The organism is Streptomyces sp. HD (assembly GCF_028369295.1).
In the GTDB taxonomy this organism is placed as follows: domain Bacteria; phylum Actinomycetota; class Actinomycetes; order Streptomycetales; family Streptomycetaceae; genus Streptomyces.
Window position 1 is genome coordinate 78,674 of the sequence record NZ_JAQMYP010000001.1, and the last position, 25,660, is coordinate 104,333.

21 protein-coding genes are annotated in these 25,660 nt (G+C 72.2%); 10 read left to right on the top strand and 11 right to left on the bottom strand.

Going from position 1 to position 25,660, the window contains the following annotated elements:
• Window positions 1-205: 205 nt before the first annotated feature.
• Window positions 206-2,890, bottom strand: coding sequence for a pyruvate, phosphate dikinase (gene ppdK / locus POF73_RS00395; RefSeq protein ID WP_272112305.1), 2,685 nt, complete (start codon window positions 2,888-2,890; stop codon window positions 206-208).
• A gap of 41 nt (window positions 2,891-2,931) precedes the next feature.
• On the bottom strand, window positions 2,932-3,942 hold the full coding sequence (locus POF73_RS00400) for a zinc-dependent alcohol dehydrogenase (protein WP_272112566.1): 1,011 nt from the start codon (window positions 3,940-3,942) through the stop codon (window positions 2,932-2,934).
• A 667-nt stretch (window positions 3,943-4,609) separates the two neighbouring features.
• Between POF73_RS00400 and POF73_RS00410 the strand changes: the two genes are divergently transcribed.
• The 5 genes from POF73_RS00410 to POF73_RS00430 all read left to right on the top strand — a co-directional run bounded on the left by POF73_RS00410 (window position 4,610) and on the right by POF73_RS00430 (window position 11,438).
• The gene (locus POF73_RS00410; RefSeq protein WP_272112306.1) at window positions 4,610-5,299 is read left to right on the top strand and encodes a response regulator; all 690 of its coding nucleotides are present in this window, start codon (window positions 4,610-4,612) and stop codon (window positions 5,297-5,299) included.
• A gap of 127 nt (window positions 5,300-5,426) precedes the next feature.
• Window positions 5,427-6,455, top strand: a complete 1,029-nt coding sequence (gene gap, locus POF73_RS00415) for a type I glyceraldehyde-3-phosphate dehydrogenase (RefSeq protein ID WP_272112307.1) — start codon at window positions 5,427-5,429, stop codon at window positions 6,453-6,455.
• A 153-nt stretch (window positions 6,456-6,608) separates the two neighbouring features.
• Window positions 6,609-8,324 (top strand): sensor histidine kinase, encoded by a 1,716-nt coding sequence (locus POF73_RS00420; RefSeq protein WP_272112308.1) that lies wholly within the window; start codon window positions 6,609-6,611, stop codon window positions 8,322-8,324.
• Window positions 8,325-8,615: 291 nt separating this feature from the next.
• A complete protein-coding gene (locus POF73_RS00425; protein ID WP_272112309.1) occupies window positions 8,616-9,362 on the top strand; it encodes an SOS response-associated peptidase in 747 nt (248 codons plus the stop codon).
• A gap of 78 nt (window positions 9,363-9,440) precedes the next feature.
• On the top strand, window positions 9,441-11,438 hold the full coding sequence (locus POF73_RS00430) for a heavy metal translocating P-type ATPase (RefSeq protein ID WP_272112310.1): 1,998 nt from the start codon (window positions 9,441-9,443) through the stop codon (window positions 11,436-11,438).
• A gap of 29 nt (window positions 11,439-11,467) precedes the next feature.
• On the opposite strand, the gene POF73_RS00435 is transcribed toward POF73_RS00430, so the two are convergent.
• From POF73_RS00435 to POF73_RS00450, 4 genes are all read right to left on the bottom strand, one after another.
• The gene (locus POF73_RS00435; RefSeq protein WP_272112311.1) at window positions 11,468-12,535 is read right to left on the bottom strand and encodes a LacI family DNA-binding transcriptional regulator; all 1,068 of its coding nucleotides are present in this window, start codon (window positions 12,533-12,535) and stop codon (window positions 11,468-11,470) included.
• A gap of 102 nt (window positions 12,536-12,637) precedes the next feature.
• Window positions 12,638-12,946, bottom strand: coding sequence for a hypothetical protein (locus POF73_RS00440; protein WP_443049377.1), 309 nt, complete (start codon window positions 12,944-12,946; stop codon window positions 12,638-12,640).
• Window positions 12,947-13,082: 136 nt separating this feature from the next.
• Window positions 13,083-14,864, bottom strand: coding sequence for a glycoside hydrolase family 35 protein (locus tag POF73_RS00445; protein ID WP_272112312.1), 1,782 nt, complete (start codon window positions 14,862-14,864; stop codon window positions 13,083-13,085).
• A gap of 63 nt (window positions 14,865-14,927) precedes the next feature.
• The gene (locus POF73_RS00450) at window positions 14,928-16,124 is read right to left on the bottom strand and encodes an MFS transporter (RefSeq protein ID WP_272112313.1); all 1,197 of its coding nucleotides are present in this window, start codon (window positions 16,122-16,124) and stop codon (window positions 14,928-14,930) included.
• A gap of 204 nt (window positions 16,125-16,328) precedes the next feature.
• On the opposite strand from POF73_RS00450, the gene POF73_RS00455 reads away from it, so the two are divergent.
• From POF73_RS00455 to POF73_RS00465, 3 genes are all read left to right on the top strand, one after another.
• On the top strand, window positions 16,329-17,045 hold the full coding sequence (locus POF73_RS00455; protein WP_272112314.1) for a helix-turn-helix transcriptional regulator: 717 nt from the start codon (window positions 16,329-16,331) through the stop codon (window positions 17,043-17,045).
• A complete protein-coding gene (locus POF73_RS00460; protein WP_272112315.1) occupies window positions 17,042-18,019 on the top strand; it encodes a threo-3-hydroxy-L-aspartate ammonia-lyase in 978 nt (325 codons plus the stop codon). The genes POF73_RS00455 and POF73_RS00460 overlap by 4 nt, the downstream gene beginning before the upstream one ends.
• Before the next feature lie 141 nt (window positions 18,020-18,160).
• Window positions 18,161-18,520: a cupin domain-containing protein gene (locus tag POF73_RS00465; RefSeq protein ID WP_272112316.1), complete on the top strand. Its 360-nt coding sequence runs from the start codon at window positions 18,161-18,163 to the stop codon at window positions 18,518-18,520.
• Between the two features lie 24 nt (window positions 18,521-18,544).
• Here the strand turns inward: POF73_RS00465 and POF73_RS00470 are convergent, their stop codons facing one another.
• Window positions 18,545-19,522 (bottom strand): NAD(P)-dependent alcohol dehydrogenase, encoded by a 978-nt coding sequence (locus POF73_RS00470; protein ID WP_272112317.1) that lies wholly within the window; start codon window positions 19,520-19,522, stop codon window positions 18,545-18,547.
• Window positions 19,523-19,746: 224 nt separating this feature from the next.
• Here POF73_RS00470 and POF73_RS00475 point away from each other — a divergent pair, with 224 nt between their 5' ends.
• Window positions 19,747-20,451: an SDR family oxidoreductase gene (locus POF73_RS00475; protein ID WP_272112318.1), complete on the top strand. Its 705-nt coding sequence runs from the start codon at window positions 19,747-19,749 to the stop codon at window positions 20,449-20,451.
• A 64-nt stretch (window positions 20,452-20,515) separates the two neighbouring features.
• Here POF73_RS00475 and POF73_RS00480 read toward each other — a convergent pair whose 3' ends face one another.
• The gene (locus POF73_RS00480) at window positions 20,516-21,871 is read right to left on the bottom strand and encodes a vWA domain-containing protein (protein ID WP_272112319.1); all 1,356 of its coding nucleotides are present in this window, start codon (window positions 21,869-21,871) and stop codon (window positions 20,516-20,518) included.
• Window positions 21,868-22,725 (bottom strand): AAA family ATPase, encoded by an 858-nt coding sequence (locus tag POF73_RS00485; protein WP_272112320.1) that lies wholly within the window; start codon window positions 22,723-22,725, stop codon window positions 21,868-21,870. The genes POF73_RS00480 and POF73_RS00485 overlap by 4 nt, the downstream gene beginning before the upstream one ends.
• A 159-nt stretch (window positions 22,726-22,884) precedes the next feature.
• On the opposite strand from POF73_RS00485, the gene POF73_RS00490 reads away from it, so the two are divergent.
• Window positions 22,885-23,454, top strand: a complete 570-nt coding sequence (locus POF73_RS00490) for a TetR/AcrR family transcriptional regulator (protein ID WP_272112321.1) — start codon at window positions 22,885-22,887, stop codon at window positions 23,452-23,454.
• Window positions 23,455-23,497: 43 nt separating this feature from the next.
• On the opposite strand, the gene POF73_RS00495 is transcribed toward POF73_RS00490, so the two are convergent.
• Complete coding sequence (locus POF73_RS00495; protein ID WP_272112322.1) at window positions 23,498-24,808, bottom strand: FtsX-like permease family protein; 1,311 nt, start codon at window positions 24,806-24,808, stop codon at window positions 23,498-23,500.
• Window positions 24,809-24,811: 3 nt separating this feature from the next.
• Window positions 24,812-25,603, bottom strand: coding sequence for an ABC transporter ATP-binding protein (locus POF73_RS00500; RefSeq protein WP_272112323.1), 792 nt, complete (start codon window positions 25,601-25,603; stop codon window positions 24,812-24,814).
• Window positions 25,604-25,660 lie beyond the last annotated feature (57 nt).

Here is a 25,660-nt window from a genome sequence, read left to right on the forward strand (position 1 = left end):
GGTGTGATTCCGTACGGAGTCGTCGCAGTTCATCAGATGCCGCCGTCCCGGGCAGCGAGGAGGTCACCCGGACCCCATTGCTGGAGTGGCCCGGGCCGAGTGCGGGTGTGCTCAGACGTCCATCGAACGGTGACTGATCGTGTCGCGCCAGGGCCGTTCGGCCCTTTCTGCGCCGCGCGTGTGCGCAGCTACCGCGGGCCGGTCCTCACCTGGCTTCGCTCGCCCTCATCCGGTCGAATGCGGCCCGCCCCGCCTCCAGCCGGGCGACCGGAACGCGGAACGGCGAGCAGGAGACGTAGTCGAGGCCGGCGGCGTGGAAGAAGTGGACCGAGGCGGGGTCGCCGCCGTGCTCGCCGCAGACGCCGATCTTCAGGTCGGGCCGTTCGGCGCGTCCCTCGGCGACGGCGATCTCGACCAGCCGGCCCACACCTTCGCGGTCGATCGTCTCGAACGGGGAGACCTTGAAGATGCCCTTGTCGAGGTAGGCGGAGAAGAAGGCCGCCTCCACGTCATCGCGGGAGAAACCCCAGGTGGTCTGGGTGAGGTCGTTGGTGCCGAAGGAGAAGAAGTCCGCTTCCCGGGCGATGGAGCCCGCCGTCAGGGCGGCCCTGGGCAGCTCGATCATCGTGCCGACCGGGCAGTCGACGGCGACGCCGGACGACGCGGAGACCTCGGCCAGTACCTGCTCGATCTCCTCGCGCACGAGCCGTAGTTCCTCGACCGTGTCGACCAGCGGAACCATGATCTCGGCCCGCGGATCGCCGCCGGTCCGCCTGCGCCGCACGACCGCCTCGGCGACGGCCCTCACCTGCATGGCGACCAGGCCCGGCGTCACCAGGCCCAGACGCACACCGCGCAGGCCGAGCATCGGGTTCTCCTCGTGCATGCGGTTGACCGCGTCGAGCAGTTCGGCGTCGTGCGCGTCCGGTGGCTCGCCGCGCGCCTCGCGGGTGGCGATGCGTACGGCGAGTTCGGTGCGGTCGGGCAGGAACTCGTGTAGCGGAGGGTCCAGGAGCCGGATGGTGACCGGCAGGCCGTCCATCGCCTCCAGGATGCCGACGAAGTCCTGCCGCTGCAGCGGGAGCAGGGCGTCCAGCGCGCGGTCGCGCTCGGCGTCCGAGCGGGCCAGGATCATCGCCTCCACCAGCTTGCGCCGCTCGCCGAGGAACATGTGCTCGGTGCGGCACAGGCCGATGCCCTCGGCACCGAACCGGCGGGCCCGGGCGGCGTCCTCGGGGGTGTCCGCGTTCGCCCGCACCCCCAGTCGCCGTACACCGTCGGCCCGTTGGAGAGCGCGGGCCACGGCGTCGACCAGACCCGCGGACCGCGCACCGGTCTCGAAGTACCGCATCACCGAGGAGTCGACCAGGGGCGCGGCCCCGAGGTACACGGCGCCTTCGGAGCCGTCGACGGAGATGACCGTGCCCTCCTCGACCGTCGTGCCGTTCGCGGTGAAACGGCGTGCCTGGGTGTCGACGGAGAGTTCCTCCGCGCCGCAGACACACACCTTGCCCATCCCGCGGGCGACCACGGCCGCGTGACTGGTCTTGCCGCCGCGGCTGGTCAGCACGGCCTGGGCGGCAACCATCCCGGGAAGGTCGTCGGGGGTGGTCTCCTGCCGTACGAGGATCACCTTCTCGCCGGCCGCGGCATGCCGTACCGCCTCGGCCGAGTCGAAGACCGCCGCCCCGACGGCGGCGCCGGGTGAGGCCGGAAGGCCGTGCGCGAGTGCCGGGCCGACCGCGTCGGTGTCGAAGCGCGGGAACATCAGCCGCGCCAGTCCGTCGCCGCTCACCCGGGCGAGCCCCTCGTCCGGGGTGATGACCTCCTCGTCCACCAGCTCGGCGGCGATGGTGAACGCGGCTTCCGCGGTGCGCTTGCCGACCCGGGTCTGCAGCATCCACAGCCTGCCGCGCTCGACGGTGAACTCGATGTCGCACAGGTCGCGGTAGTGGGTCTCCAACAGGCCCATGTGGTCGCGCAGTTGGACGTACGCCTCGGGGTTCAGGTGCTTGAGTTCGGCCAGCCCGACGGTGTTGCGGATACCGGCGACCACGTCCTCGCCCTGCGCGTTGGGCAGGTAGTCGCCGTACAGGCCCCGGTGGCCGGTGGCCGGGTCGCGGGTGAAGGCGACGCCGCTGCCGGAGTCGGTTCCCAGGTTGCCGAAGACCATCTGCTGCACGTTGACGGCGGTACCGAGGTCGTCGGAGATGCCCTCGCGACGGCGGTAGAGGCGGGCGCGTTCGCCGTTCCAGGACTCGAAGACGGCCAGGACCGCCCGGCGCAGCTGCTCGGCAGGGCTCTGCGGGAAGTACTCGCCGGTCTCCTGGTGGATCAGGTCCTTGTAGGCCTCGACGAGAGCGGCCAGGTCGTGCGCGTCCAGCTCCAGGTCGTCGGCGGCACCCCGTGCTTCCCTCAGCCGGGCCATCACGCTCTCGAACCGCTCGCTGTCGACGCCCATGACGGTGCTGCCGAACATCTGCACAAGGCGGCGGTAGGAGTCCCAGGCGAAGCGTTCGTCCCCGGAGACCTTGGCCAGGCCCAGCACGGACTCGTCGCCCAGACCGATGTCGAGGATCGTCTCCATCATGCCCGGCATGGAGAAACGGGCCCCTGAGCGCACGGACACCAGCAGCGGATCGTCCCGCTGCCCGAGTCGCCGCCCGGCGGACCGCTCCAGGGTGGTCAGGTGCGCGGAGATCTCGCGGGCCAGGCCCGCCGGCTCGGTGCCGGTGGCCAGGAAGGCCCGGCAGGCCTCGGTGGTGATCGTGAACCCCGGCGGGACGGGCAGCCCCAACCGGGTCATCTCGGCCAGGTTGGCCCCCTTGCCGCCGAGCAGGTTGGCCATGTCCCGGCCGCCCTCGGTGAAGTCGTACACGTGATTCGTCATGGCGGTGTGCTCTTCCTTCCGGGCGCCTGGCCGCAGCCGGGTCACATCTCGAAGACGATGCGTGCCTTGACCTGGCCGCGGAGGATTTCGTCGATGCACTCGTTGACGGTGTCCAGCGGCCGGGTCTCGTAGATCACCCGGGTGCGCCCGGCGGCGTGCAGCGCGAACACCTCGGCGAGGTCCTGACGCGTGCCCACGATCGAGCCGATGACGGAAGTGCCGTTCAGTACGGTGTCGAAGATCGGGACGCGGATGGTGCCGTGCGCCGGGAGGGCGACCATGACCAGCTTTCCGCCGCGGCGCAGTCCGCGGTTCACAGCGGCGAAGGCCTGCTCGTCGACGGCCAGCGCGATCGCCGCGTGGGCACCGCCGTACCGCTTGAGGACCTCGGCGGGGTCGTCCTTGCGGGCGTCGATGACGAGGTCGGCGCCCAGTTCGGCGGCGAGTTCGAGCTTGTCGTCGGTGACGTCGACAGCGGCCACGGTGGCGCCGGCGATCTTGGCGTACTGCACGGCGAGGTGCCCCAGACCGCCGATCCCGGAGATCGCCACGAGCTGCGTCGGGCCGACGCCGGCCACCTTCAGTGCCTTGTACGTCGTGACGCCGGCGCAGGTCAGCGGGGCGGCGTCGCGCGGGTCGATGCCCTCGGGCACCGGCTGCGCGAAGTCGGCGTGGGCCAGCATCTTCTCGGCGTATCCGCCGTCGACGCCGTAGCCGGTGTTCTGCTGCTGCTCGCACAGCGTCTCCCAGCCGGAGAGGCAGTGCTCGCAGCGCCCGCAGGCCCAGCCGAGCCACGGCACGGCGACACGCTGCCCGACTGCCAGGTGGGTGACGCCGGAGCCGAGCGCCTCGACGATGCCGACGCCCTCGTGGCCGGGGACGAAGGGAGGGTTCGGCTTGACGGGCCAGTCGCCGTGGGCGGCGTGGATGTCGGTGTGGCACAGCCCCGATGCTTCGACGCGGATGCGCACCTGGCCGGGGCCGGGGTCGGGATCCGGCCGGTCCTCGATCACCAGCGGTTCGCCGAAGGAGTGGACGACTGCTGCCTTCATGGAATGCTCCTGGGCTGCGTCGGAGACGTCTGTGTGGTTGCGGTTACAGGTTCGAACGGGCCCTCGCGCCGGGGCAGGTCCCGGATGTCCTCGACCGTTGGGCCGATCGGCCCTCAATCGAGCGGGACGACCGCGACGGGGCGGCCCCGTGCTCCCCCGGCCCTCCAGTCCGCCGTCGGTGCCGCTGATGTGCCCCGCCTCGGGGTGGTGGCCGAAGACGGGCGGCAACTGCCAGGCGTGGCGGCCCGAAGTCCCGCCCCGCGGGCGGCCGCCACCATGACCACCGGCCGGGTGGCCCGGACGAGGACCGCCTGGCCCACCGAGCCGAGCAGGAATCCGGCGATCGCGCCGTGCCGTTGGAGCCGAGCACCAGTGCCTCGGCCCTCCCCGCCTCGCCGAGCAGCACACCGGTCGCCGCACCGGAGACCTGCGCGGTGTAGATCACCAGATCCGGATACCGCAAGGAAAACGCCGGATCCAGGCGGGCACCAGGCGCGGCGGCAGACCCCGCCGCTGCGCCTCGCGGGCGGCCCGGGTGAATCAGGGCCGATCGGCCCTGGCCGATCGGCCCCGGTGGGCGCAGGATCGGAGACAGACGGCAGTCATGTGCTGCTCACTCGGCCCAACCGGGCAGCAGACGGCGCAGGTGACGGAACAGGAGCAACTCATGGCGGACGGTGCGCTGGCCGGCGGTGACCCGATCAGGGTTTTCCTGCTGGACGACCACGAGGTCGTACGGCGGGGGGTGCACGACCTGCTGAACGACGAACCGGACATCACCGTGGTCGGCGAGGCGGCCACCGCCGAGCAGGCGCTGGTCCGCGTCCCGGCCCTGCGCCCGCAGGTCGCGGTCCTCGACGTCCGTCTGCCCGACGGCGACGGCGTCACGGTCTGCCGGGAGCTGCGCTCGCGCCTGCCGGAGCTGGCCTGTCTGATGCTGACCTCCTTCGACGACGAGGAGGCCCTGCTCGACTCGATCATGGCGGGCGCCTCCGGCTACGTCCTGAAGCAGATCCAGGGATCGGACCTGGTGTCGGCCGTTCGCACGGTGGCCGCGGGCCAGTCCCTGCTCGACCCCAGCGCCACCACCAAGCTGATGGCCCGGCTGCGCGCGGGCGAGACGCAGGAGCCGGAGCCGGAGGCGCTGCCCGGCCTGACGGACCGTGAACGGGAGATCCTGGCACTGATCGGCGAGGGCCTGACCAACCGCCAGATCGGCCAGCGCCTCTACCTCGCCGAGAAGACGGTGAAGAACCACATCTCCCGTCTGCTCGCCAAGCTCGGCGTCGAGCGCCGTATCCAGGCCGCCGTCATCGCCACCCAGGCCCAGGACCGGCTCAGGCAGGAAGGGCACTGAGAGCCGCCGGGTGGGCCGGGGGGCCGAACGTCCCCGGGCTCACCCCCGTACGGCCCAAGCCCAGACCGGAGCCGCAGCCGCAGGCTGGCAGCGCACCCCACAGACACCGACCGGGAGGGCGACGGACATGACCGTGCGTGTGGGCATCAACGGCTTCGGCCGCATCGGACGCAACTACCTGCGCTGCGTACGGGAACGAGCGCGGAGGGGCACCGGCACACCGATCGAGGTGGTCGCCGTCAACGACATCACCTCCCCGGCCACGCTGGCCCACCTCCTGGCGTACGACTCGACGTACGGCCGTCTCGGCAGCGCGGTCGAGCACGACGACGCCTCGATCACCGTCGACGGGCAGCGCATCGCCGTCACCGCCGAGCGCGACCCGGCCGCCCTGGCCTGGGACGACCTCGGCGTCGACATCGTCATCGAGTCCACCGGCCGTTTCCGCACCCGCGAGCAGGCCGGACTGCACCTGAAGGCCGGGGCGCGCAAGGTGCTGCTGTCGGTGCCCGGCAAGAGCGTCGACGCCACCGTCGTGATGGGCGTCAACGAGGGCAGCTACGACCCGGACAGCGACCACGTGGTCTCCAACGCCTCCTGCACCACCAACTGCGTGGCGCCGATGGTGAAGGTCCTGGACGACAGCTTCGGCCTCGTCAAGGGCCTGATGACCACCATCCACGGCTACACCAACGACCAGGTCGTCCTGGACGGCCCGCACAAGGACCCGCGTCGCGGCCGCAGCGCCGCCGTCAACATCATCCCCACCTCCACCGGCGCCGCCCGCGCCGTCGGCCTCGTCCTGCCGGACCTGGCCGGCACCCTGGACGGCATCGCCGTACGCGTCCCGGTCGAGGACGGCTCCCTGACCGACCTGAGTGTGGTGCTCGACCGGCCGGTGACCGCGGACGAGATCAACGCCGCGTTCCGGGAGGCCGCCGACGGTCCGCTGAAGGGCATCCTGCGGGTCTCCGACGCCCCGATCGTCTCCCGCGACATCGTCGGCGACCCCGCCTCCTGCATCCTGGACGCACCCCTGACCCAGGCACACGGCGAGCTGGTGAAGGTGTTCGGCTGGTACGACAACGAGTGGGGCTACACCAACCGCCTGCTCGACCTGACCGAGTACGTCGCCGCCCGGCTCCCGCAGGTCTGACCCGAGCCGCTCACCCGCCCGAGACCTGTGGTTGCCCCGTCACCCAGCCGATGCAGCCAATCTCCTTCTCCACCGAAATCCCGTCACGGTACGGTGACGGGACAGCGGACGACTGTCCGTCGGCTGGGCACGGGATGCCTGGAGGAATCAGCGGTGGGAAGCTCCGAGAGCGGTCGCGTACGACTGCCGCAGCTGAAGCTCGACGAACTGCTGGAGGAACTGCAGGCCCGCCTGGACGCGGCGCGCGGGACCCAGAACCGGGTCCACAGCCTGCTGGAGGCGGTGCTCTCGGTCGGCCGCGAGCTGGACCTGGAGCAGGTCCTGCGGAGCATCGTCGAGGCAGCGGCGGTCCTGGTGGAGGCCCAGTACGCGGCCCTGGGCGTGATCGGGCCGGACGGCAAGCGGCTGTCGGAATTCCTGACCGTCGGCGTGACCGACGAGCAGATCGCGAGGATCGGGCCGTATCCCGAGGGCCATGGCATCCTCGGTGAGCTGATCCGCCACCCCGAACCACTCAGGCTCGTGAAGATCTCCGAGCACTCGGCCTCGTACGGTTTTCCTCCGCACCACCCGCCGATGAACACCTTCCTGGGCGTCCCGATCCGGGTCCGCGACCAGGTGTTCGGCAACCTGTACCTGACCGAGAAGCGGGGCGGCGCCCACTTCGACGACGAGGACGAGTCCGTACTGTCGACGCTGGCCGTCGCGGCCGGTGTCGCGATCGACAACGCCCGCCTCTACGAGGAGGCCCAGCGGCGCGAGCGCTGGGTGCGGGCGAGCGCGGAGATCACCAGCAGCCTGCTGTCCGGCAGCCCGCGGGGCGAGGTGCTCAGCCTGGTCGCCGAACGGGCGAGGCAGATCGCCGGAGCGGTCCTGTCCCTGGTCGGCGTACCGGTGAAGGACACCGACACGCTCACGGTGGAGCTGGCCACGGGCCGGGACGCCGAGGCGCACCGCGGACTGGTGGTGCCGGTGGACGGCAGCCTGATGGGCGAGGCGTTCTCCGCCGGCTCACCCGTGACGAGCACGGACGTCCTGCGGGACGAGCGGTTCCTGGCCGGCCGGCAGCGCTTCACCGGACTCGGCCCGGCGGTGGCGGTGCCGATCGGCAAGGGCGACGGCGTGCGGGGCGTGGTGCTGCTGGTCCGCGAGGGCGGCCACACGGTGTTCTCGGACAAGGAGACCGAGCCGCTGCAGGCCTTCGCCGCGCAGGCGGCGGTGGGGATGGAGCTCGCCGAGCGGCGGGACGACACCGAGCAGATGGCGCTGCTGGAGGACCGCGACCGGATCGCCCGGGACCTGCACGACCTGGCGATCCAGCGGCTTTTCGCGACCGGCATGACCCTCCAGAGCGCGGGGCGCTTCATCGAGCATCCGCAGGCCTCGGAGCGGGTCGTGCGCGCGGTGGAGGACCTGGACGAGACCATAAAGATCATCCGGTCGACGATCTTCGGACTCCGTACGCGGGAGAACGCCGCGGTGCAGAACCTGCGGGCCCAAGTGGTGCGCGCCGTCGGCGAGGCGGCGCCGGTCCTGGGCTTCGCACCCAGCCTGCGCATGGAGGGCCTGCTGGACACCCAGGTGCCCAAGGAGACCGCCGACCACGTCGTCGCCGTACTCTCCGAAGCACTCACCAATGTCGCCCGGCACGCCCGCGCCGACCGGGTGGAGGTCGTGCTGGAAACCGACGGCCGCGAGGTGCGGCTGACCGTCTCCGACAACGGCGTGGGCATCCCGGCCGACGGGCGCCGAAGCGGCCTGCGCAACATGGCGGAGCGCGCCCAACAGCTGGGCGGCACACTGGAGTTCACGTCCCCGGAGGGCGGCGGGACGACACTGGTCTGGCAGGTGCCGACGGGGCAGGCGTAGGGCGGCGGGCGCTCAGGGGCCGTGGCTCCCGGGCCCGGTTTCACCCCTGGCCCAACCACAGGTCCGGGCCGGCCCGCAGAGCACCGTCGCAGAACGGACGCCGTCGGCCGTTGGGCGCTTCGGTCCCGCGCGGGGGGACGTACGGCCCCGCTGTTGTGCCCGTGCCGCCCCGGACGCGACGGCCCACACTGTGAAGGTGACGGATCCGACCCTGACCCGGAACCGTGCCCATCTGGTGCTGACCGAGCCGATGTGAACCAGCGTTTCCGCAGTTCGGAGAGGTGGTTTGAGATGTGCGGCCGCTACGCCTCCACCCGCGGCCCCGAGGACCTGGCCCAGCTGTTCCAGGTCTCCGAGTGGCACCCGGAAGAAGCCCTGGCACCGAGCTGGAACGTCGCCCCGACCGACGAGGTGTGGGCCGTCCTGGAGCGCACACCGCGTGACGGGGACGAGGACGCGCCGGCGCGACGCCGGCTGCGCCCGCTGCGCTGGGGCCTGGTGCCCTCATGGGCGAAGGACGCGAAGGGCGGCGCGCGGCTGATCAACGCGCGCGTGGAGACCGTGCACGAGAAGCCCGCCTTCCGCCGCGCCTTCGTCACACGCCGCTGCCTGCTGCCCGCCGACGGCTTCTACGAGTGGGAGGAGGTCAAGGACACCAAGTCGGGCAAGACCCGCAAGCAGCCGTACTACATCCACCCGGAGGACGGGCAGGTGATGGCCCTCGCCGGCCTCTACGAGTACTGGCGCGATCCGGAGGTCAAGGACGCCGACGACCCCGCCGCCTGGCTGATGACCTGCACCATCATCACCACAGAGGCCACCGACGCCGCCGGCCGCATTCACCCCCGCATGCCCCTGGCGCTGACCCCCGACGACTACGACGCCTGGCTCGACCCGCGTCACCGGACCACCGACGACCTGCGCACCCTGCTCACCCCTCCGGCAGGCGGCCACCTGGATGCCCGCCCCGTCTCTCCCGCAGTGAACAGCGTCCGCAACAACGGCCCCCAGCTGCTGGACGAGGTCGCCGCCCCCTGACCGCGGAAGGCAGGCGGAGGCGTCGAGGTCGGCATGAAGATATGAACGAGTCTTCATCTGTTCCTTTATTGTGGGGCCATGACTGCCACGCTCACTCCACGGTCGGCCGCCCCCGCCGTGCCCGCGCGCCCCGCAGCCGCGCCCCGCCCGGGCACCCGGCTCCTCGCGCTGCCGGAGGTCCGCCGGGCCGGCGCGGCCACGGCGCTCTTCCTGCTCGCGCTGCCCTTCCAGCTCGCCGGAGCGCCTGCCTGGACCTGGGGCCCGCTGTACGCGCTGGCGTACGCCACGGGTGGCTGGGAGCCGGGCCGGGAGGGGCTGAAGGCGCTCAAGGACCGGACCCTCGACGTCGATCTGCTGATGGTCGTCGCCGCCCTCGGCGCCGCATCGATCGGGCAGGTGATGGACGGCGCCCTGCTGATCGTCATCTTCGCGACGTCGGGCGCCCTGGAGGCACTCGCCACCGCCCGTACCGCCGACTCGGTGCGCGGACTGCTCGACCTGGCCCCCGCCACGGCCACCCGGATCGGACCGGACGGCACCGAACAGACCGTCGCCGTCGAGGAGTTGACGGTCGGGGACATCATCCTCGTGCGGCCCGGTGAGCGCGTCGGAGCCGACGGCCGGGTACTGGACGGCTCCAGTGAGGTGGACCAGGCGAGCATCACCGGAGAGCCGCTGCCGGCCGTGAAGGAACCGGGCGACGAGGTCTTCGCGGGCACCCTCAACGGCACCGGCGCGCTGCGCGTCCGCGTCGAGCGCGACGCCTCCGACTCCGTGATCGCCCGGATCGTGCGCATGGTCGAGGAGGCGTCCGGCACCAAGGCGCCCACCCAGCTGTTCATCGAGAAGGTCGAACAGCGGTACTCCCTGGGCATGGTGGCCGCGACCCTCGCGGTGTTCGGTGTCCCGCTCGCCCTCGGCGAGGACTTCGCCGAGGCGCTGCTGCGCGCCATGACGTTCATGATCGTGGCCTCGCCGTGCGCGGTGGTCCTGGCGACCATGCCGCCGCTGCTGTCGGCCGTCGCCAACGCCGGCCGGCACGGTGTCCTGGTCAAGTCGGCGGTGGTGATGGAACGCCTCGGCCAGGTCGACGCCGTCGCCCTGGACAAGACCGGCACCCTCACCGAGGGCACACCGCGCGTCATCGACGTACGGCCGCTGCCCGCATGCGGCCTGGACGAGAACGGGCTGCTGATGCTCTCCGCGGCCGCCGAGCACCCCAGCGAACACCCGCTGGCCCGGGCGGTGGTGGACGCCGCACACGCACGGCGCCTGGAACTCCCCGCCGCGCGGGACTTCGCGTCAGCGCCCGGCGTCGGGGTGAAGGCGGTCGTCGACGGCCGTACGGTCGAGGTGGGCGCCCCGGCCCGCCTGCTCGACGAACCCGACGAACCCGACGACCCCGACGGCACGGTCGTGGCGCTGACCGAGGAGCTGGAGAAGGAGGGCCGTACCGCCGTCCTCGTGGTCGTCGACGGCGCCCCCGCCGCAGTGCTCGGCATCGCGGACCGGCTGCGTCCCGACGCGGCCGCCACCGTGACCGCCCTCACCGCGCTCACCGGAACCGCCCCCATCCTCCTCACCGGCGACAACCCCCGGGCCGCCGCCCGTCTGGCCGCCGAGGCCGGGGTCGGGGACGTGCGTGCCGGGCTGCTGCCGCAGGACAAGATGAGCGCGGTCAAGGAGTTGGAGGGCGCCGGGCGCAAGGTGATGGTCGTCGGGGACGGTGTCAACGACGCGCCTGCCCTGGCCGCCGCCCACATCGGTGTCGCGATGGGCGGGGCGGGCTCCGACCTGGCCCTGGAGACCGCCGACGCGGTGATCGTCCGCGACGAACTCGCCGCCGTCCCCACCACCGTCGCCCTCTCGCGCCGTGCCCGGAAACTGGTCGTGCAGAACCTCGTCATCGCCGGGGTGTTCATCGCCGGCCTGGTCCTCTGGGACCTGCTCGGCACCCTGCCGCTGCCGCTCGGCGTCGCGGGGCACGAGGGCTCCACGGTCCTCGTCGGCCTGAACGGGCTGCGCATGCTGCGGGACGCGGCCTGGAAACGGGCGGCGACCGACGGGGCCGGCTGACAGGCACCGCCGACGCGGCCGACGGGCCGTCAGCGCCCGGGCGCCGGCCCGCTGCTGCGGCGGACGACGAGATCGACCGGGACCAGGGTGTCGACCTGGGGCGGCTCGGCGGGGCCGTCGAGCCGGCTCAGCAGCAGACGCAGCGAACGCGTGCCGATCTCGGCGAAGTCCGTCCGTACGGTGGTCAGCGGAGGCAGGAAGTGCGCGGCCTCGGGGATGTCGTCGTAGCCCACGACACTCACGTCGCCGGGGACGGAGCGGCCCGCCTCGTGCAGGGCGTGCAGCAGACCGAGGGCCATCTGGTCGTTGGAGACGAACACGGCCGTGACCTCCGGGCGCGCAGCCAGCCGCCGGCCCAGCTCATAGCCGGAGCCGGCGCTCCAGTCGCCGGTCAGCGGAGCCGGGACCTCGGCGCCGGCCGCCTCCAGAGTGGCCTGCCAGCTGCCCAGCCGGTGGTCGGCCGAGGTCCAGCCGGTCGGGCCGGCGATGTGCCACACGGTGCGGTGGCCGAGGCCCAGCAGATGCTCGACGGCCTTGCGGGCCCCGGTCCGGGAGTCGCCGGTGACCTGCTGGGTGTCGGCGTCGAGGCCGTTCTCCAGCACGACCAGCGGGGTGTCGAGGCGGGTGTCCGCCAGGGCCTTGCCCACCCACAGCTGCGGGGCGATCGCGATCACACCGTCCGCGCCCTCCGCCGACAGCCGGTTCACCGCCTCGACCACCGTGTCGGGCTCGGCCGTGTCCAGCGCGATCGAGCTCAGCAGGTAACCGGCCTCCTGGGCCGCCGTGTTGATCGCGGTCAGGATGGAGGCGGGCCCGTAGCGGGCCGCGTCGAAGGAGATCACGCCGAGCATCCGGGTCCGCCCGCTGGCCAGCGACCTGGCACTGCGGCTCGGCCGGTAGCCCAGCGTCCGCATGGCGGTCAGAACCGCCTCGCGGGTCTCGGGCCGCACCGACGGATGGTCGTTGAGGACGCGGGAGACGGTCTGTTTGGAGACCCCGGCCAGCCGGGCCACGTCGTCCATCACGGGACGCGCGCCCGCGAAGTTCCGTCTGCTGCGCCCCCTCGGAGCGGGGCCGTCGGCGGAGCTTCGGGTCATGATGGCTGTTTCCTCGACGTCGGCACGGCGGTGCGGTCCCGCCCCGGCACGATCACAGCATAGGCAGGACCGGCCGGGGCGGGATCCCTCACGAGCGCCGCCTCAGCCCGCCCTGACGGTCCGGGTACGGCTGAGCACCCACTCGGCACGCGTCACGGCAGCCGTCCGAGCCGCCTCCCCGGCACCGCGCGGCACATACACCCCGGCATCGGCGTGCAGCGGCAGGACCCGCACCCGCAGCGCCGCTCCCGCCGGGAGCCGACCGATGTCCCAGACCCGTCCCGAGAAGAACTGGTCGGCGACCAGCGTGTCTCCCCCGTACGCCCGCCCCACGTCCCCGCTCCAGTACAGCCGCAGGACGCTGCCCTCCGGGAGGTCCTCCGGCACATCGACGCGGTACTCGGCGGCCACCGTGTCGAAGTACGGGTGAGCCAGCGGCTGGTCACCTCGATCGGGTCGGGGACGCCGGGCGCGTCGGTGAAGGGGAGGTGGCCCGTCAGCGGGGGAGTGGTGGGCGCGGGGACGCGCAGGTGGTGCGGGCGAGGCATCAGTCGATCTCCGGGCCGAGGTCGGGGGTGTCGGTGAGCCGGGCGCGGGTGTCGGTCGTGGCGTGGAGTTCCAGTACGACGAGGTGGTTGGCGCCCGGGCGGAGGATCGGGGCGGGCACGTACAGGGTGTGCTGTGGGCCGCGGTTCCAGTAGCGGCCGAGGTGGAAGCCGTTGATCCAGGCCTGACCCTTGGTCCAGCCGGGCAGGGCCAGGAAGGTGTCGGCAGGCGTGTCCACCTCGAAGGTGCCGCGGTGGAAGGCCGGTTCGGTGGCCGCGGTCGCGTCGGACGGGTGGAACGGCACCCCGCTGAGGTCGTCCAGCGGCAGCGGGTGGCAGTCCCAGCCGTGCAAGGGGGCGCCGTTGAAGGTGACGGGGCCGAGCAGGCCCTTGGGGTCGCCGATGCGGGGGCCGTAGTTGACGCCGCCCATGTTCTCGACGAGGACCTCCAGAGTGGCGCCGGGGCGGGGGACACGGACGGGCAGGGTCGCGTCGTGGCGTTCGCGTTCCAGAACGCCGACGGGCGCGCCGTCCACGAAGACCTGGGCGCGGTCGCCGACCCCGCCCGTGAAGTGCAGCAGGCCGTCGCCCGCTGCCTTGAACGCCGTGCGGTAGAGGGCGTAACCGGCGTGCAGGCCCAGGTCGTTCATGGTCGCCGGGTCCTCGGTGCGGATCGGCTCGGCCGGCGTGGACGCATACGGGAGGAGCGCGGCACGGCGGTCCAACTCGACTGTGGTGGGCGGGAGTTTGGGCGCCGGTGCGGGGACCGGTTCGGCGGGGACGGGCGCGTGGCGGCCGATGACCTCGCGGAAGGCGTGGTACTTGGGGCCGGGGTCACCGCACTCGGTGAGGGCCGCGTCGTAGTCGTACGACGTGACCGTGGGCTCGTAGGCGTGCTTGTGGTTGGCTCCGTTGGTGAAGCCGAAATTGGTGCCGCCGTGGAACATGTAGATGTTGACGGAGGCGCCCGCGGACAGCAGACGGTCCAGGTCGGCGGCGGCGTCGGCCGCGTCCCGCACATGATGCGGGCCGCCCCAGTGGTCGAACCAGCCGATCCAGAACTCGGCGCACATCAGGGGGCCTTCGGGCTGGTGGGCGCGGAGTTCGGCCAGATTCCTCTCGACCCGGCTGCCGAAGGTGGCCGTGGCGAGGACGCCGGGCAGGGTGCCGGTCGACAGGTGCTCGGGGTTGGCCTGGTCGCAGGTGAACAGCAGCTCCTCGACTCCCCTGGAGCGCAGGGACTGTTCCAGATGCTTCAGGTAGGCGGAGTCGTCGCCGTAGGCGCCGTACTCGTTCTCCAGCTGCACGGCGATCACCGGGCCGCCCGCCGCGGCCATGTGCGGCAGCAGCGGGGGCAGCAGTACGTCGAGGTAGTGGTCGACCGCCTCGGTGAAGCGCGGGTCGCTGGTGCGCAGCTGGATGTCGGGGTCCGCGATGAGCCACGCGGGCAGCCCGCCGTCGTCCCATTCGGCGCAGATGAACGGCCCGGGCCGCAGCAGGACGTGCAGGCCCTCGGCCTGGGCGAGGCTCAGATAGCGGGGGAGGTCGAGGAAGCCGTCGAGGACCAGGGGGCCGTCGCGGTGGGGCTGGTGCAGGTTCCACGGCACATACGTCTCGACGGTGTTGAGGCCCATCAGCCGCGCCTTGCGCAGCCGGTCGGCCCAGAGGTCCGGGTGGACGCGGAAGTAGTGCATCGCCCCGGAGATGATCCGGAAGGGCTCGCCGTGCAGCAGGAAACCGTCGGAGGAGGTCGTCAGAGCGGGCGTGGCGGGAATGGCGGGCATACGGAGGCTTCCCTTCGATGCGAACGGCTTCGGCGGTGGTTCAGCGAGGACGGGCACTGCGGATCAGCGGGGACGGGTACTTCGGATCAGCCACAGGGCCGCCGCGAGGCACAGGGCCGAGACGGCGCCCAGGAGGAGCGGGACTGTGCGGACGCCGGACCACTCGATGGCCTTGCCCAGCGCCGGGCCCGCCACCACGCCGCCGGCCATGGAGGCGGCGATGACGAGGGCGCCGGCCCGGCGGGCCCGTGGGGCGGCACGGTGGAGCCACGGCAGGCCGGTCGGGAAGATCGGCGCGATGAACAGGCCGACACCGGCGTAGGCGTACGGGGCCGGCACCGGAACCGCGGCGAGCAGCAGACAGACCGTCATGCCCGCGCACGAGACCGTGATGATGGTCTGGGCCGAGTAACGTAACGCGATCGGGGCGACGAGGAAGCGGCCGACGGTCATCATCAGCCAGTACACGGAGGTCGCGGTGGCGGCGAATCCGGCGCCGTAGCCGACGGTCGCCAAGTGGGTCGGTTCCCAGCCGCCGACACCGGCCTCGATCCCGACGTGCAGGACGTACAGGGCGACGAACACGGCGAGCACGGAGCCGAGACTGCGGGCGAGGACCGGGCCGCTGCTCTGGCCGCCGCCCTCGCCCTCGTCCGACCCGCCGGGCGTCCCGGACGGCTGCGGTGCCCGGTCGCGCACGCCGCGCAGGCACAGCAGCAGCGGCAGGTTGGCCAGCGCGAAGCCGAGGAACACCGCGGGGTAGTGCGCCGAACCGATCGCGCCGATCAGGGCGGGGCCGAGGATCGCGCCGATGCCGAAGTGGGCGTTGAGGATGTTCAGCATGGCCGTCGAGCGGTGACCGAAGCCGACGGCGAACAGCTGGTTGAGCCCGTAGTCGATCCCGCCGAAGCCGAGCCCGGCGAGCAGCGCCATGGCCAGCGCCGTCGGCCAGTCGGGGGCCAGTGCGAACCCCGCCGCGCCTACGGCCATCAGCAGATACGAGGCACCGAGCACCTGCCGGTTGCCGATGCGGCCGTACAGCCGGTCGAAGAGCAGCACACCGGCCAACCCGCCGACGAAGTGTGCGCTCAGTCCCAGCCCGGCGGCCGACGGGGAGAGGCCGAACTCCTCGCGGAAGGCGGGGATCGCCGGGCCGTACAGGGCCTGGAGGGCACCCATGAGCACGAAGCCCACACAGGAGGCGACCACGGCGGCGGGGCTGAAGACCCGGAGGTGAGGGGGCGCCGACGTCAGCGTCATGGAGAGTGATGTTACCGGTAACATCCGCGCGCTCGTCAAGATTTACGGCGGGCTGATCGATGGTGGGATCCGGGGGGCGGGGGTGCGACGGCCCGGCCCTGTCAGGCCGGGAGGGGGTTGGACTGTCAGTACAAGGATTGGACGTGTAGTCTAGAGGTGGCTCGGTGGGCAACCGTCGGGCCCGGGCGGAGCGAGGAGTGGGCGATGGCGGCCGAGCAGGCCCTGGAATCCGAGCGGGACGCGATCGTTGCCGCGCTGCGGCCGGTCGTGGACGGGCTCGTGGCGACGTTCGGGCCGATGTGCGAGGTGGTCCTGCACGACTACCGGCGGCTGGAGAAGTCGGTGGTCGCCGTGGCCGGTTCGGTGACCGGGCGGGCCGTGGGCGGGGCGATGAGCGAGATCGGCATGCGGATCGTGGCGCGCGGCGACGACGCGGGCGACGAGCTGAACTACGTCACCCGGACCCGCGGCGGCAAGCTGGTGAAAGCGTCCACGATGGTGCTGCGGGACTCCACCGGCACCGTGTTCGGAGCCCTCTGCGTCAACCTGGACGTCACCGCCGTCGGCGACGCCCACGCCCTGCTCGGCGCCCTCGCCGGCCTCGGCGGCACCCCGGCCGAACCGCCGGTCACCACGTTCGGCAACGACATCGACTCCGTCGTGGACGCCATCCTCGACGCCCACCGGCTCCGGCAGAACGGCAGCTGGGCCGCCCTCGACCGCGCCCAGCGGCTGGAGCTGTTCCGGGGCCTGGACGAGCGGGGCGTCTTCGCCGTGCGGCGTGCGATCGAGCAGGTCGCGGCGCGGCTCGGCATCTCCCGCGCGTCCGCCTACAGCTATCTGTCGCAGGCACGCGCCGAGGCCGGGACGGCGGCGGACGGCGCCACGACCGATACGACTTCCTCCGGAGGACACGCGTGACGACCACCACCCCGCCGATCACCCTCGACGACGTCCGCGATGCCGCCGCCCGGCTCAAGGGCGTCGTGCACCGCACCCCGGTGCTGCGCTCACGCACGCTCGACGCACTCGTCGGCGCCGAGGTCTTCCTCAAGTGCGAGAACTTCCAGCGGGTCGGCGCCTTCAAGTTCCGCGGCGCCTACAACGCGGTGTCCCGGCTGAGCCCGGAGCAGCTGGCCCGGGGCATCGCCGCCTACTCCTCCGGCAACCACGCCCAGGCCGTCGCCCTGGCCGCCCGCGAGCTCGGCACCGGCGCGGTGATCCTCATGCCGGAGGACGCCCCACCGTCCAAGCGGGACGCCACCCTCGGCTACGGCGCGGAGATCGTCACCTACGACCGCTACACCGGCGACCGTGTCGCCATCGGGGAGGCCCTGGCGGCCGAGCGCGGTCTCGCCCTGATCCCGCCCTACGAGCATCCGCACGTCATGGCCGGGCAGGGCACCGCCGCCCTCGAACTCCTCGAAGAGGTGGGGGAGTTGGACGCACTGATCACGCCGGTCGGCGGTGGCGGGCTGATCGCGGGCAGCTCCACCGTCGTCAAGGGGCTGCACCCGGGCGCCCGGGTGATCGGCGTCGAGCCGGAGGCCGGCGACGACACCAAGCGGTCCCTGGAGGCGGGGCGGCGCATCAGCATCCCGGTGCCGCGGACCATCGCCGACGGCCAGGCCCTGCACACGCCCGGCGAGCTCACCTTCTCCGTCAACCGGCGGCTCGTGGACGAGATCGCGCTGGTCGGCGACGACGAGATCCGGGACGCGATGCGGTTCGCCTTCGAGCGGCTCAAGATCGTCGTCGAGCCGAGCGGCGCCACCCCGCTGGCGGCTCTGCTCACCGGCCGGGTGGGCGCACTTCCGCGCCGGGTCGGCGTGATCATCTCCGGCGGCAATGTGGACGCCGCGCGCTTCGCCGAGCTCTGCGGGAAGCAGGGCTGAGCGGGCGTCTGCCGATTGGCGGCCCCGGGAGGCCGGGCGGACCATGGAGTGGTAGGGGGTCGGCCAGCCCGCGGCGGTGCCCAGGGCCGCCGGGGAGTCCGGCCCCGGCCGCGGTCGACCGCGGCCGGAAGGGAGCACGTCATGTTGGAAGTGAAGCCCCTCGAAAAGCCGGACGAGCGGCGTGATTTCCCCCGTGGGCACCTCGAAGCGGTCCACATGACGGATCTCGACTTCGCCGTGGCGACCTTCGAGCCCGGCTGGCGCTGGTCGGAGTCCGTGGCCCCGCTCGCGGGCACCGAGAGCTGTCAGATGCACCACAACTGCTACATGGTGCAGGGCCGCATGCACATCACCATGGACGAGGGCGGGGAGACCGAAGTCGGTCCCGGGGACGTTTTCGTGTGCTCGCCCGGACACGACGCCTGGGTCGTGGGCGACGAGCAGGTCGTGGTCTACGACTTCCAGGGGCAGACGGCGAGGGAGTACGCGAAGCCGAAGTAGTGCCGACCGGACCGGCCCGGCGCGTCACACGGTGACGACTATCTTCGCGCGCGCGTGCTCCACCTCCAGGTACCGGATGGCCTCGGCCGCCTCGCTCAGCGGATACGTCCGCTCGACGACCGGGGCGATCTTCCCGGACTCGGCCAGCTCCCGCAGCGCCGCGAGGTTCGCCTTGCTCTGCCGGGCCGATATTTCGAGCAGCCGCTGGTGGCGTGAGAAGGGCGCCACCAGCCGCCGTTTGAGGAAGAGGCCCATCGGTCCGACGAAGCTGCCGCCCTCGTACACCCCTCCGCCCGACAGGACGAGCACCCCGGTGGGGCTCAGTACGCGCCGGAACTCCGCGAGAGAGTGGTTGCCCACCAGGTCCAGCACCACGTCGTAGCGGCGCTCGCCCCGGGCGAAGTCCTCCCGTTCGTAGTCGATGACCCGGTCCGCCCCGAGTGACCGGACCAGGTCCACGTTCCTCGTGCTGCACACGGCCGTCACCTCGGCGCCGTACGCCTTGGCGAGCTGCACGGCGAAGGTGCCCACGCCGCCCGACGCGCCGTTCACCAGGACCGTCTGCCCCGGCTGTACCCGTGCGACGTCCCGCAGGCCGATGAGGGCGGTGTTCCCCGCCAGGGGTATCGCCGCCGCCTGCTCGAAGGTGAGGTTGGCCGGCTTCGGACCCACCTCGCCGTCCCGCGCGCATACGTACTCCGCGAACGCGCCGTCGGCCTCCCCGAACACCTCGTCGCCCGGCTCGATTCCCGTGACCCCGGCGCCCACCGCCTCCACCTGCCCGGCGAAGTCCCGGCCCCGCACTCGCGTCCTGGGCCTGCGCAGGCCCATCATGCCGCGGCCCAACAGCGGGTCACCGCGCATGAAATGCCAGTCGTAGGCGTTGACCGACGCCGCGAGCACCCGCACCAGCACCTCGCCGGCGGCCGGTACCGGTCGGTCGATGTCCGTGAACTCCAGCGTGTCCGCAGAGCCGTACCGGTCCTGAACCACTGCCTTCATGAGTCCCCCCTCCGCTACCGAGGACAGTACGGCCGTTCTCGCACCGCGGACATCGGGGACGAACCCTGAACTTCTCCGGGGGCGATGCCGGGGTTGCCCTGAGGAAACCGATCGGTTTACTCTTTCTCACGGATGGAAACCGATCGGTTTTCTGATGCTCGCCGCGAGCGGCGTGCTTTCCCTCGGGCCTTTCCTCAGGCCCGTCACCCAGTCAGGAGAACCCCATGACCGCCATCGAAGGCTCCGTCGCCCTGGTCACCGGCGGCAGCCGCGGCATCGGCCGCGCCCTGGTCGCCGCCCTCTACGAGCGGGGCGCGCGGAAGGTGTACGCCACCGCCCGCGACCCGCGCACGGTGACGCACCCGGACGCCGTGCCGCTCGCCCTGGAGGTGACCGACCCCGCCTCCGTCGCGGCCGCCGCCGAGCGGGCGCAGGACGTCACCCTGCTGATCAACAACGCGGGCGCCGCGGTGAACGCGAACTTCCTGGACTCGCCCGTCGAGGACGTCCGCCGCGAATTCGAGACCAACTTCTACGGACCGCTCCTGGTCACCCGGGCCTTCGTCCCCGTCATCGAGCGCAACGGCGGCGGCCACGTCCTCAACGTCCACTCCGTGCTGTCATGGATCGGCCTCGCCGGCTCCTACAGCGCGTCCAAGGCCGCCCTCTGGTCGCAGACCAACTCACTGCGCCTCGACCTGAAGCCGCGCGGCATCGACGTCACCGGCCTGCACGTCGGCTACGTCGACACCGACCTGGCCGCCGCCGTCGACGCGCCCAAGGCCACGCCCGAGAGCGTCGCCGCCCAGGCCCTCGACGGGATCGCGTCGGGCGCCTACGAGGTCCTGGCCGACGATCTGTCACGGCAGGTCAAGGCGGGCCTGGCGGCAGATCCGGCCGCCCTCTACCCGCAGCTCGCCGCCGCCTAGCTCGCCGCCGCCTCCTGGCTCGGCACCGCCTGATCGCCCCCGGGGTCCGCGGACCGCCGCCCGATCACACCGGCAGCAGTCGCGTCACCAGCGCGCCGAGCTGCCGGGCGGTGCGGCACTCGTGCATCTCGACCAGCTCGGCGTAGGCGGGCGCGACGGAGTCGCCGGTGCCCCAGAGGGAGTGTTGCTCGGGGTTCAACCAGTAGACCCGGCGGGCCTGTTCGGCGATCTGTCGGACCGCCGGCAGGTTCGGGTCGCTCATGTTGGTGCGGGCGTCCCCGAGGACGAACACGGTGGTGCGCGGGCCGACCGCGTCGCCGTACCGCTCCGCGAACTCGCCCAGCGCCATGCCGTAGTCGCTGCTGCCGTGGTAGCCGGTCAGCCTGGCCTCCGCCTCGATGCGGGCGCCGAGGCCCTCCGGGTCGGCGGTGCCGTGTTCGAGCAGCCCGGTCACCTCGTCGATCCGGTTGACGAAGGCGAACACCCGCACCTTGCTGAACTGGTCGTGCAGCGCCTGCACCAGCAGCATCGTGAAGTCCGAGAAGCCGGACACCGAGCCCGACACATCGCACAGCAGCACCAGTTCGGGACGGACGGGACGCCGCCGGCGCAGCACCGGCTTCATCGGCACACCGCCCGTCGACAGCGAACCGCGCAGGGTCCGCCGTAGATCGATCGTGCCCCGCGCGGCGCGGCGGCGACGGGCCGCGAGCCGGGTCGCGAGCTTGCGGGCGAGTGGCTGAACCGCCCTGCGCAGCTCCGCCAGTTGGGCCTTCCCGGCGTACAGGAAGTCGACCCGGTCGGCGGTCGGCGTCACCGCCCGGCGGGCGATCTCGTCCCGGCCGCGCCGCTCGGCGACCCGGCGCCGCGCCTCCGCGGCCACCAGCGCCCGGAACGCCTCGATGCGCTGCCGGATCTCGTCCTCAAGCAGCCGGTCGGCGAACCCCGAACTCCCGCCCCGCGCCCGGACGTTGTCACGCACACGGGCGAGCAGAGTCTGCGGACGCAGGCGTTCGAGCGCCTGGTACGACGACCAGCCGTCCGACCCCGGCGAACCGTAGCCGCCGAAACCGTCCACCGCCTCGACCGCCAACCGGCCCATCAGCGCCTGGTCGTTGGCGGTCAACGCCTCCGCCAGCCGGTCGCGCAGCTCGGCCCGACCCGCGGACTTCTGCTCCGGCGCGCCGACACCCCGCGGAAAGTACAGGTCGAAGACCGGGTCGAACACCTGCCGCCCGCCGGGGCCGTGCAGCAGCGTCGCCGCCAGTCCCTCGCGCAGCCGCTCCCGGTCCGTGAGCCCGAGTGCCTCGATCGCCCGCGCCGCGTCCACCGTCTCGCTCGTGCCGATCCGGATGCCGTGCGCGCGCAGCGCCCCGACGAGGGACGTCAGCCGCTCCGCCACGCCCGCGGGCGTGGTCACAGGGCGTCCAGATCGAGCTTGGCGCCCGCCTTGAGGACGTCGTCCTGATGCTTGAGGAGCACACCGAGAGTGGCCTGGACGACCGTCTCGTCCAGCGTGTCGGCGCCGAGCGCGAGCAGGGTGCGCGCCCAGTCGATGGTCTCGGCGACCGACGGCACCTTCCGCAGGTCCATCGCCCGCAGCGCGCCCACGACCCGCACGACCGAACGGGCCAGCGCCTCGTCCAGCCCCGGCACCTTCAGCCGTACGATCCGACGCTCCAGCTCCTCGTCCGGGAAGCCGATGTGGAGGAACAGGCAGCGGCGGCGCAGCGCCTCGGACAGCTCCCGGCTCGCGTTGGAGGTGAGGACGACGAACGGCCGGCGGGTCGCGGTGATGGTGCCCAGCTCGGGGACCGTGACCTGGAAGTCGCTGAGCACCTCCAGGAGGAGGCCCTCCACCTCGACGTCCGCCTTGTCGGTCTCGTCGATCAGCAGCACCTTCGGGTCATCGCCCCGGATGGCCGTCAGCAGCGGACGCGTGAGCAGGAACTCCTCGCTGAAGATGTCCGTGCGGGTCTCGTCCCAGGTCTCGTCGCGACCCGCGCTGATGCGCAGCAGCTGCTTGGCGTGGTTCCACTCGTACAGCGCCCGGGACTCGTCGACCCCCTCGTAGCACTGCAGACGCACGAGCCCCGCCCCGGCGACTTCGGCGACGGCCTTCGCGAGCTCGGTCTTGCCGACCCCGGCGGGGCCCTCCACCAGGAGAGGCTTGCCCAGGCGGTCGGCGAGGAAGACGGTCGTGGCGACCGCGGGCGAGGCGAGATAGCCGGTCTCGGCCAGACGTGCGGAGACGTCGTCGACGGATGTGAACAACGGGGCCTCCAGGTCGGCGGCGACAGTGAGGGGCGATCAGGACCGCCCGCGAACATATCTAAGCGCTTGTTCAGTGATGATGTCATGCGGGTTCCGGATACCGGAAGGTGGTAGACCGATCGGTTTCCTGTCGGGCCGCGCCGAGGTAACCTCGCCCGTATGGCCACAACCGACAAGGCGTCCACCAGGGACCGGCTCCTCGACGCGGCGGCCGAGCTCTTCTACCGCGACGGCGTCTCCATCGGCGTCGAGGCGCTGTGCCGGACGGCCGGGGTCTCGAAGCGGTCCATGTACCAGCTCTTCACGAGCAAGGACGAGGTGCTCGCGGCGAGCCTGGAGCGACGGCTGCCGGCGTACGAGGCGCAGCTGACGCCCGGGTCGCAGCCGGCGGGCACACCCCGCGAGGGCATCCTGCGTGTCTTCGAACGCCTGGAGGAAGTGTCCACCGAACCCGCCTACCAGGGCTGCCCCTACCTCGCCGCACTGGTCGAGCTGAAGGACCCGGAACACCCGGCGAGCGTGGTCGCCCGTGGGGCGAAGGAACGGCTGAAGGACTACTTCCGTACGCAGGCCGAGGAGGGCGGGGCACGCGATCCGGAGCTGCTCGCCCGCCAGTTGATGCTGGTCTTCGACGGAGCCAGTGCGCGGGCGGGGGCCCGGGTCGAGACGCTGGGCGGGCTGGCCGTGCCGACGGTGACCACACTGCTGGACGCGGCCGGAATGAAATGACGGGACGGCCGCCGAAGCGACCGTCCCGCACGAGCAGCCCTCTTCACGATGCCACCGCGACCGCCCCGACCGCCGGTGTCCGCAGCATCCGCCGCCCCGTGACCAGGCTGGTCCCCAGCGTCACCGCCGCCCCGACCGCGACGACCGCAGCGCCGATGCCGTAGACCTCGGCCGGCAGGACCGCGTCGGAGCGGACCACGGTGAAGGGGATGATCCCCGCGAGCGCGGCCAGCGCGCCGAAGAAGACGCCCGTGACCGTGAGGATCAGCCCCTCGACACCGACCGTCCCGAGCACCTGCCCCGGTGTCGCGCCCGCGAGCCGTTGCTGCCCGAACTCCCGGCCGCGGTAACTCGTCTCCGCGTACAGCGAGTTGACCAGCATCACGCAGACGAAGACCACGATGATGCCGACGACCGTGAAGTTGAGCGTCTCCAGGTTCTTCGCGTCGATCGACTTCGTCAGACCCGAGGCCTCGACCGCGTCGCTCTCCACCGCCTGCATGGTGAGCGTGGCCGTGGCGACCGCCGTGAACAGGATCAGCGACATCAGGATCCCGGCCAGCCGAGCGGCCCGCTCCCGCAGATTGCGTACGGCGAGCCAGCCGCTCGCCCCGTCCAGCGGCAGCCGGTCCAGCACGCCCTCCAGCAGCCGCGGCGCCATCAGGGCGAAGCCCACCGACAGCAGGATCGCCCCATAGGCGGGCGGCGCCATCAGGGCCGCGTCCGTCGCCGAGAACGCGAAGGTGGAGGTCGCCGACGCCGCACCGGCGAGCAGCGCGGCATACGCGAGGAACTTCCTTGCCCCGCCCCGCTTTTCGTGCCCGCGCGTGGCACGCCGTACGGCGAGGAAGGCGGCGCCCGCCGACGCGAGCAGGGTGATGCCGATGCCCGTCATGAGCGCGATCGGCCCGAAGGAGTGCTCGACGGACCCGGCGACCTGGCCGCTGTCCTGGAACACCTCCAGCAGGGCCCGGCCGCCCAGCATCGCCGGGCCGATCGCCAGCGCAGCGCCCACCAGGGCCACGGCCACGGCCTCACCCACGACCATCCGCTTGAGCTGCGCCGGAGTCGCCCCCGAGCAGCGCAGCAGCTCCAACTCGGCCGTGCGCTGACGGACGTTGACCGTCAGCGTCGAGGCGACCGCGAAGAAGACCAGCAGGGTGCCGTAGCCGCCGACGACGCCCGCCGCGGTGGACAGGGTCTCCGCGCTGGTGGAGTCGACGCGGTCCTGTGCCGCCGTGTCGTGCATCGAGTTGAACGTCATGATGATCGCCGCGCCCAGGAACGCGGACAGCAAAGTGGCGAGGAACCGCCCGGGGCGGTGCCGGATCGACCGCATGGCCAGCATGAACATCGCTCACACCCCCAGCGCCACGTCGTCGCCGAGGTGGGCCAGCCGCTCGGCCACCGCGTCCGGCGTCGGCGCGTCCATCCGCCCCGCCAGCCGGCCGTCGGCCAGGAACAGCACCGAGTCCGCGTAGGAGGCGGCGACCGGGTCGTGGGTCACCATCACGACGGTACGGCCGTGCACCCGCACCGCCTGCTGGAGCAGTCGCAGCACATCGCGTGCGCTGCGGGTGTCCAGGGCGCCCGTCGGCTCGTCCGCGAAGATCACCCGGGGCTCGGTCACCAGGGCACGGGCGATCGCGACGCGCTGCCGCTGGCCGCCGGACAGCTGGTCGGGGCGGTGCCCGAGCCGGTCGCCGAGGCCGACGGAGGTCAGGACCTCCCGGGCCCGCCGCCGGTCGACTCGCTGCCCGGCGAGCTTGAGCGGCAGCACCGTGTTCTGCGCGACGGTCAGCGTCTCCAGCAGGTTGTACTGCTGGAACACGAACCCGATCCGGCCCCGCCGGAACTTCGTCAGCTCGGCCTCGCCGCCCCCGGTCAGCTCGGTGCCGTCCACACGCACGATTCCGCTGTCGGGCCGGTCGAGCCCGGCCGCGCAGTGCAGCAGTGTGCTCTTGCCGGAACCCGACGGCCCCATCACCGCCGTGAAGGTGCCCCGCCCCAGCCCGAGGGTGACCCCGTCCAGAGCGGTCACGGCACTGTCGTGCGCACCGTAGGTCTTGGTGACCTTGACCAGCCGTAGCGCCTCGGCGGCGGGTCCCTTGTCGTGCGTACCTCGTGCGCCTGCCCGGAACATCGTCATCACTCTCCGTCCGGCACTCCCTGTGCCCTGCCGAAGAAGCTACGGAGCGGGCGAGTC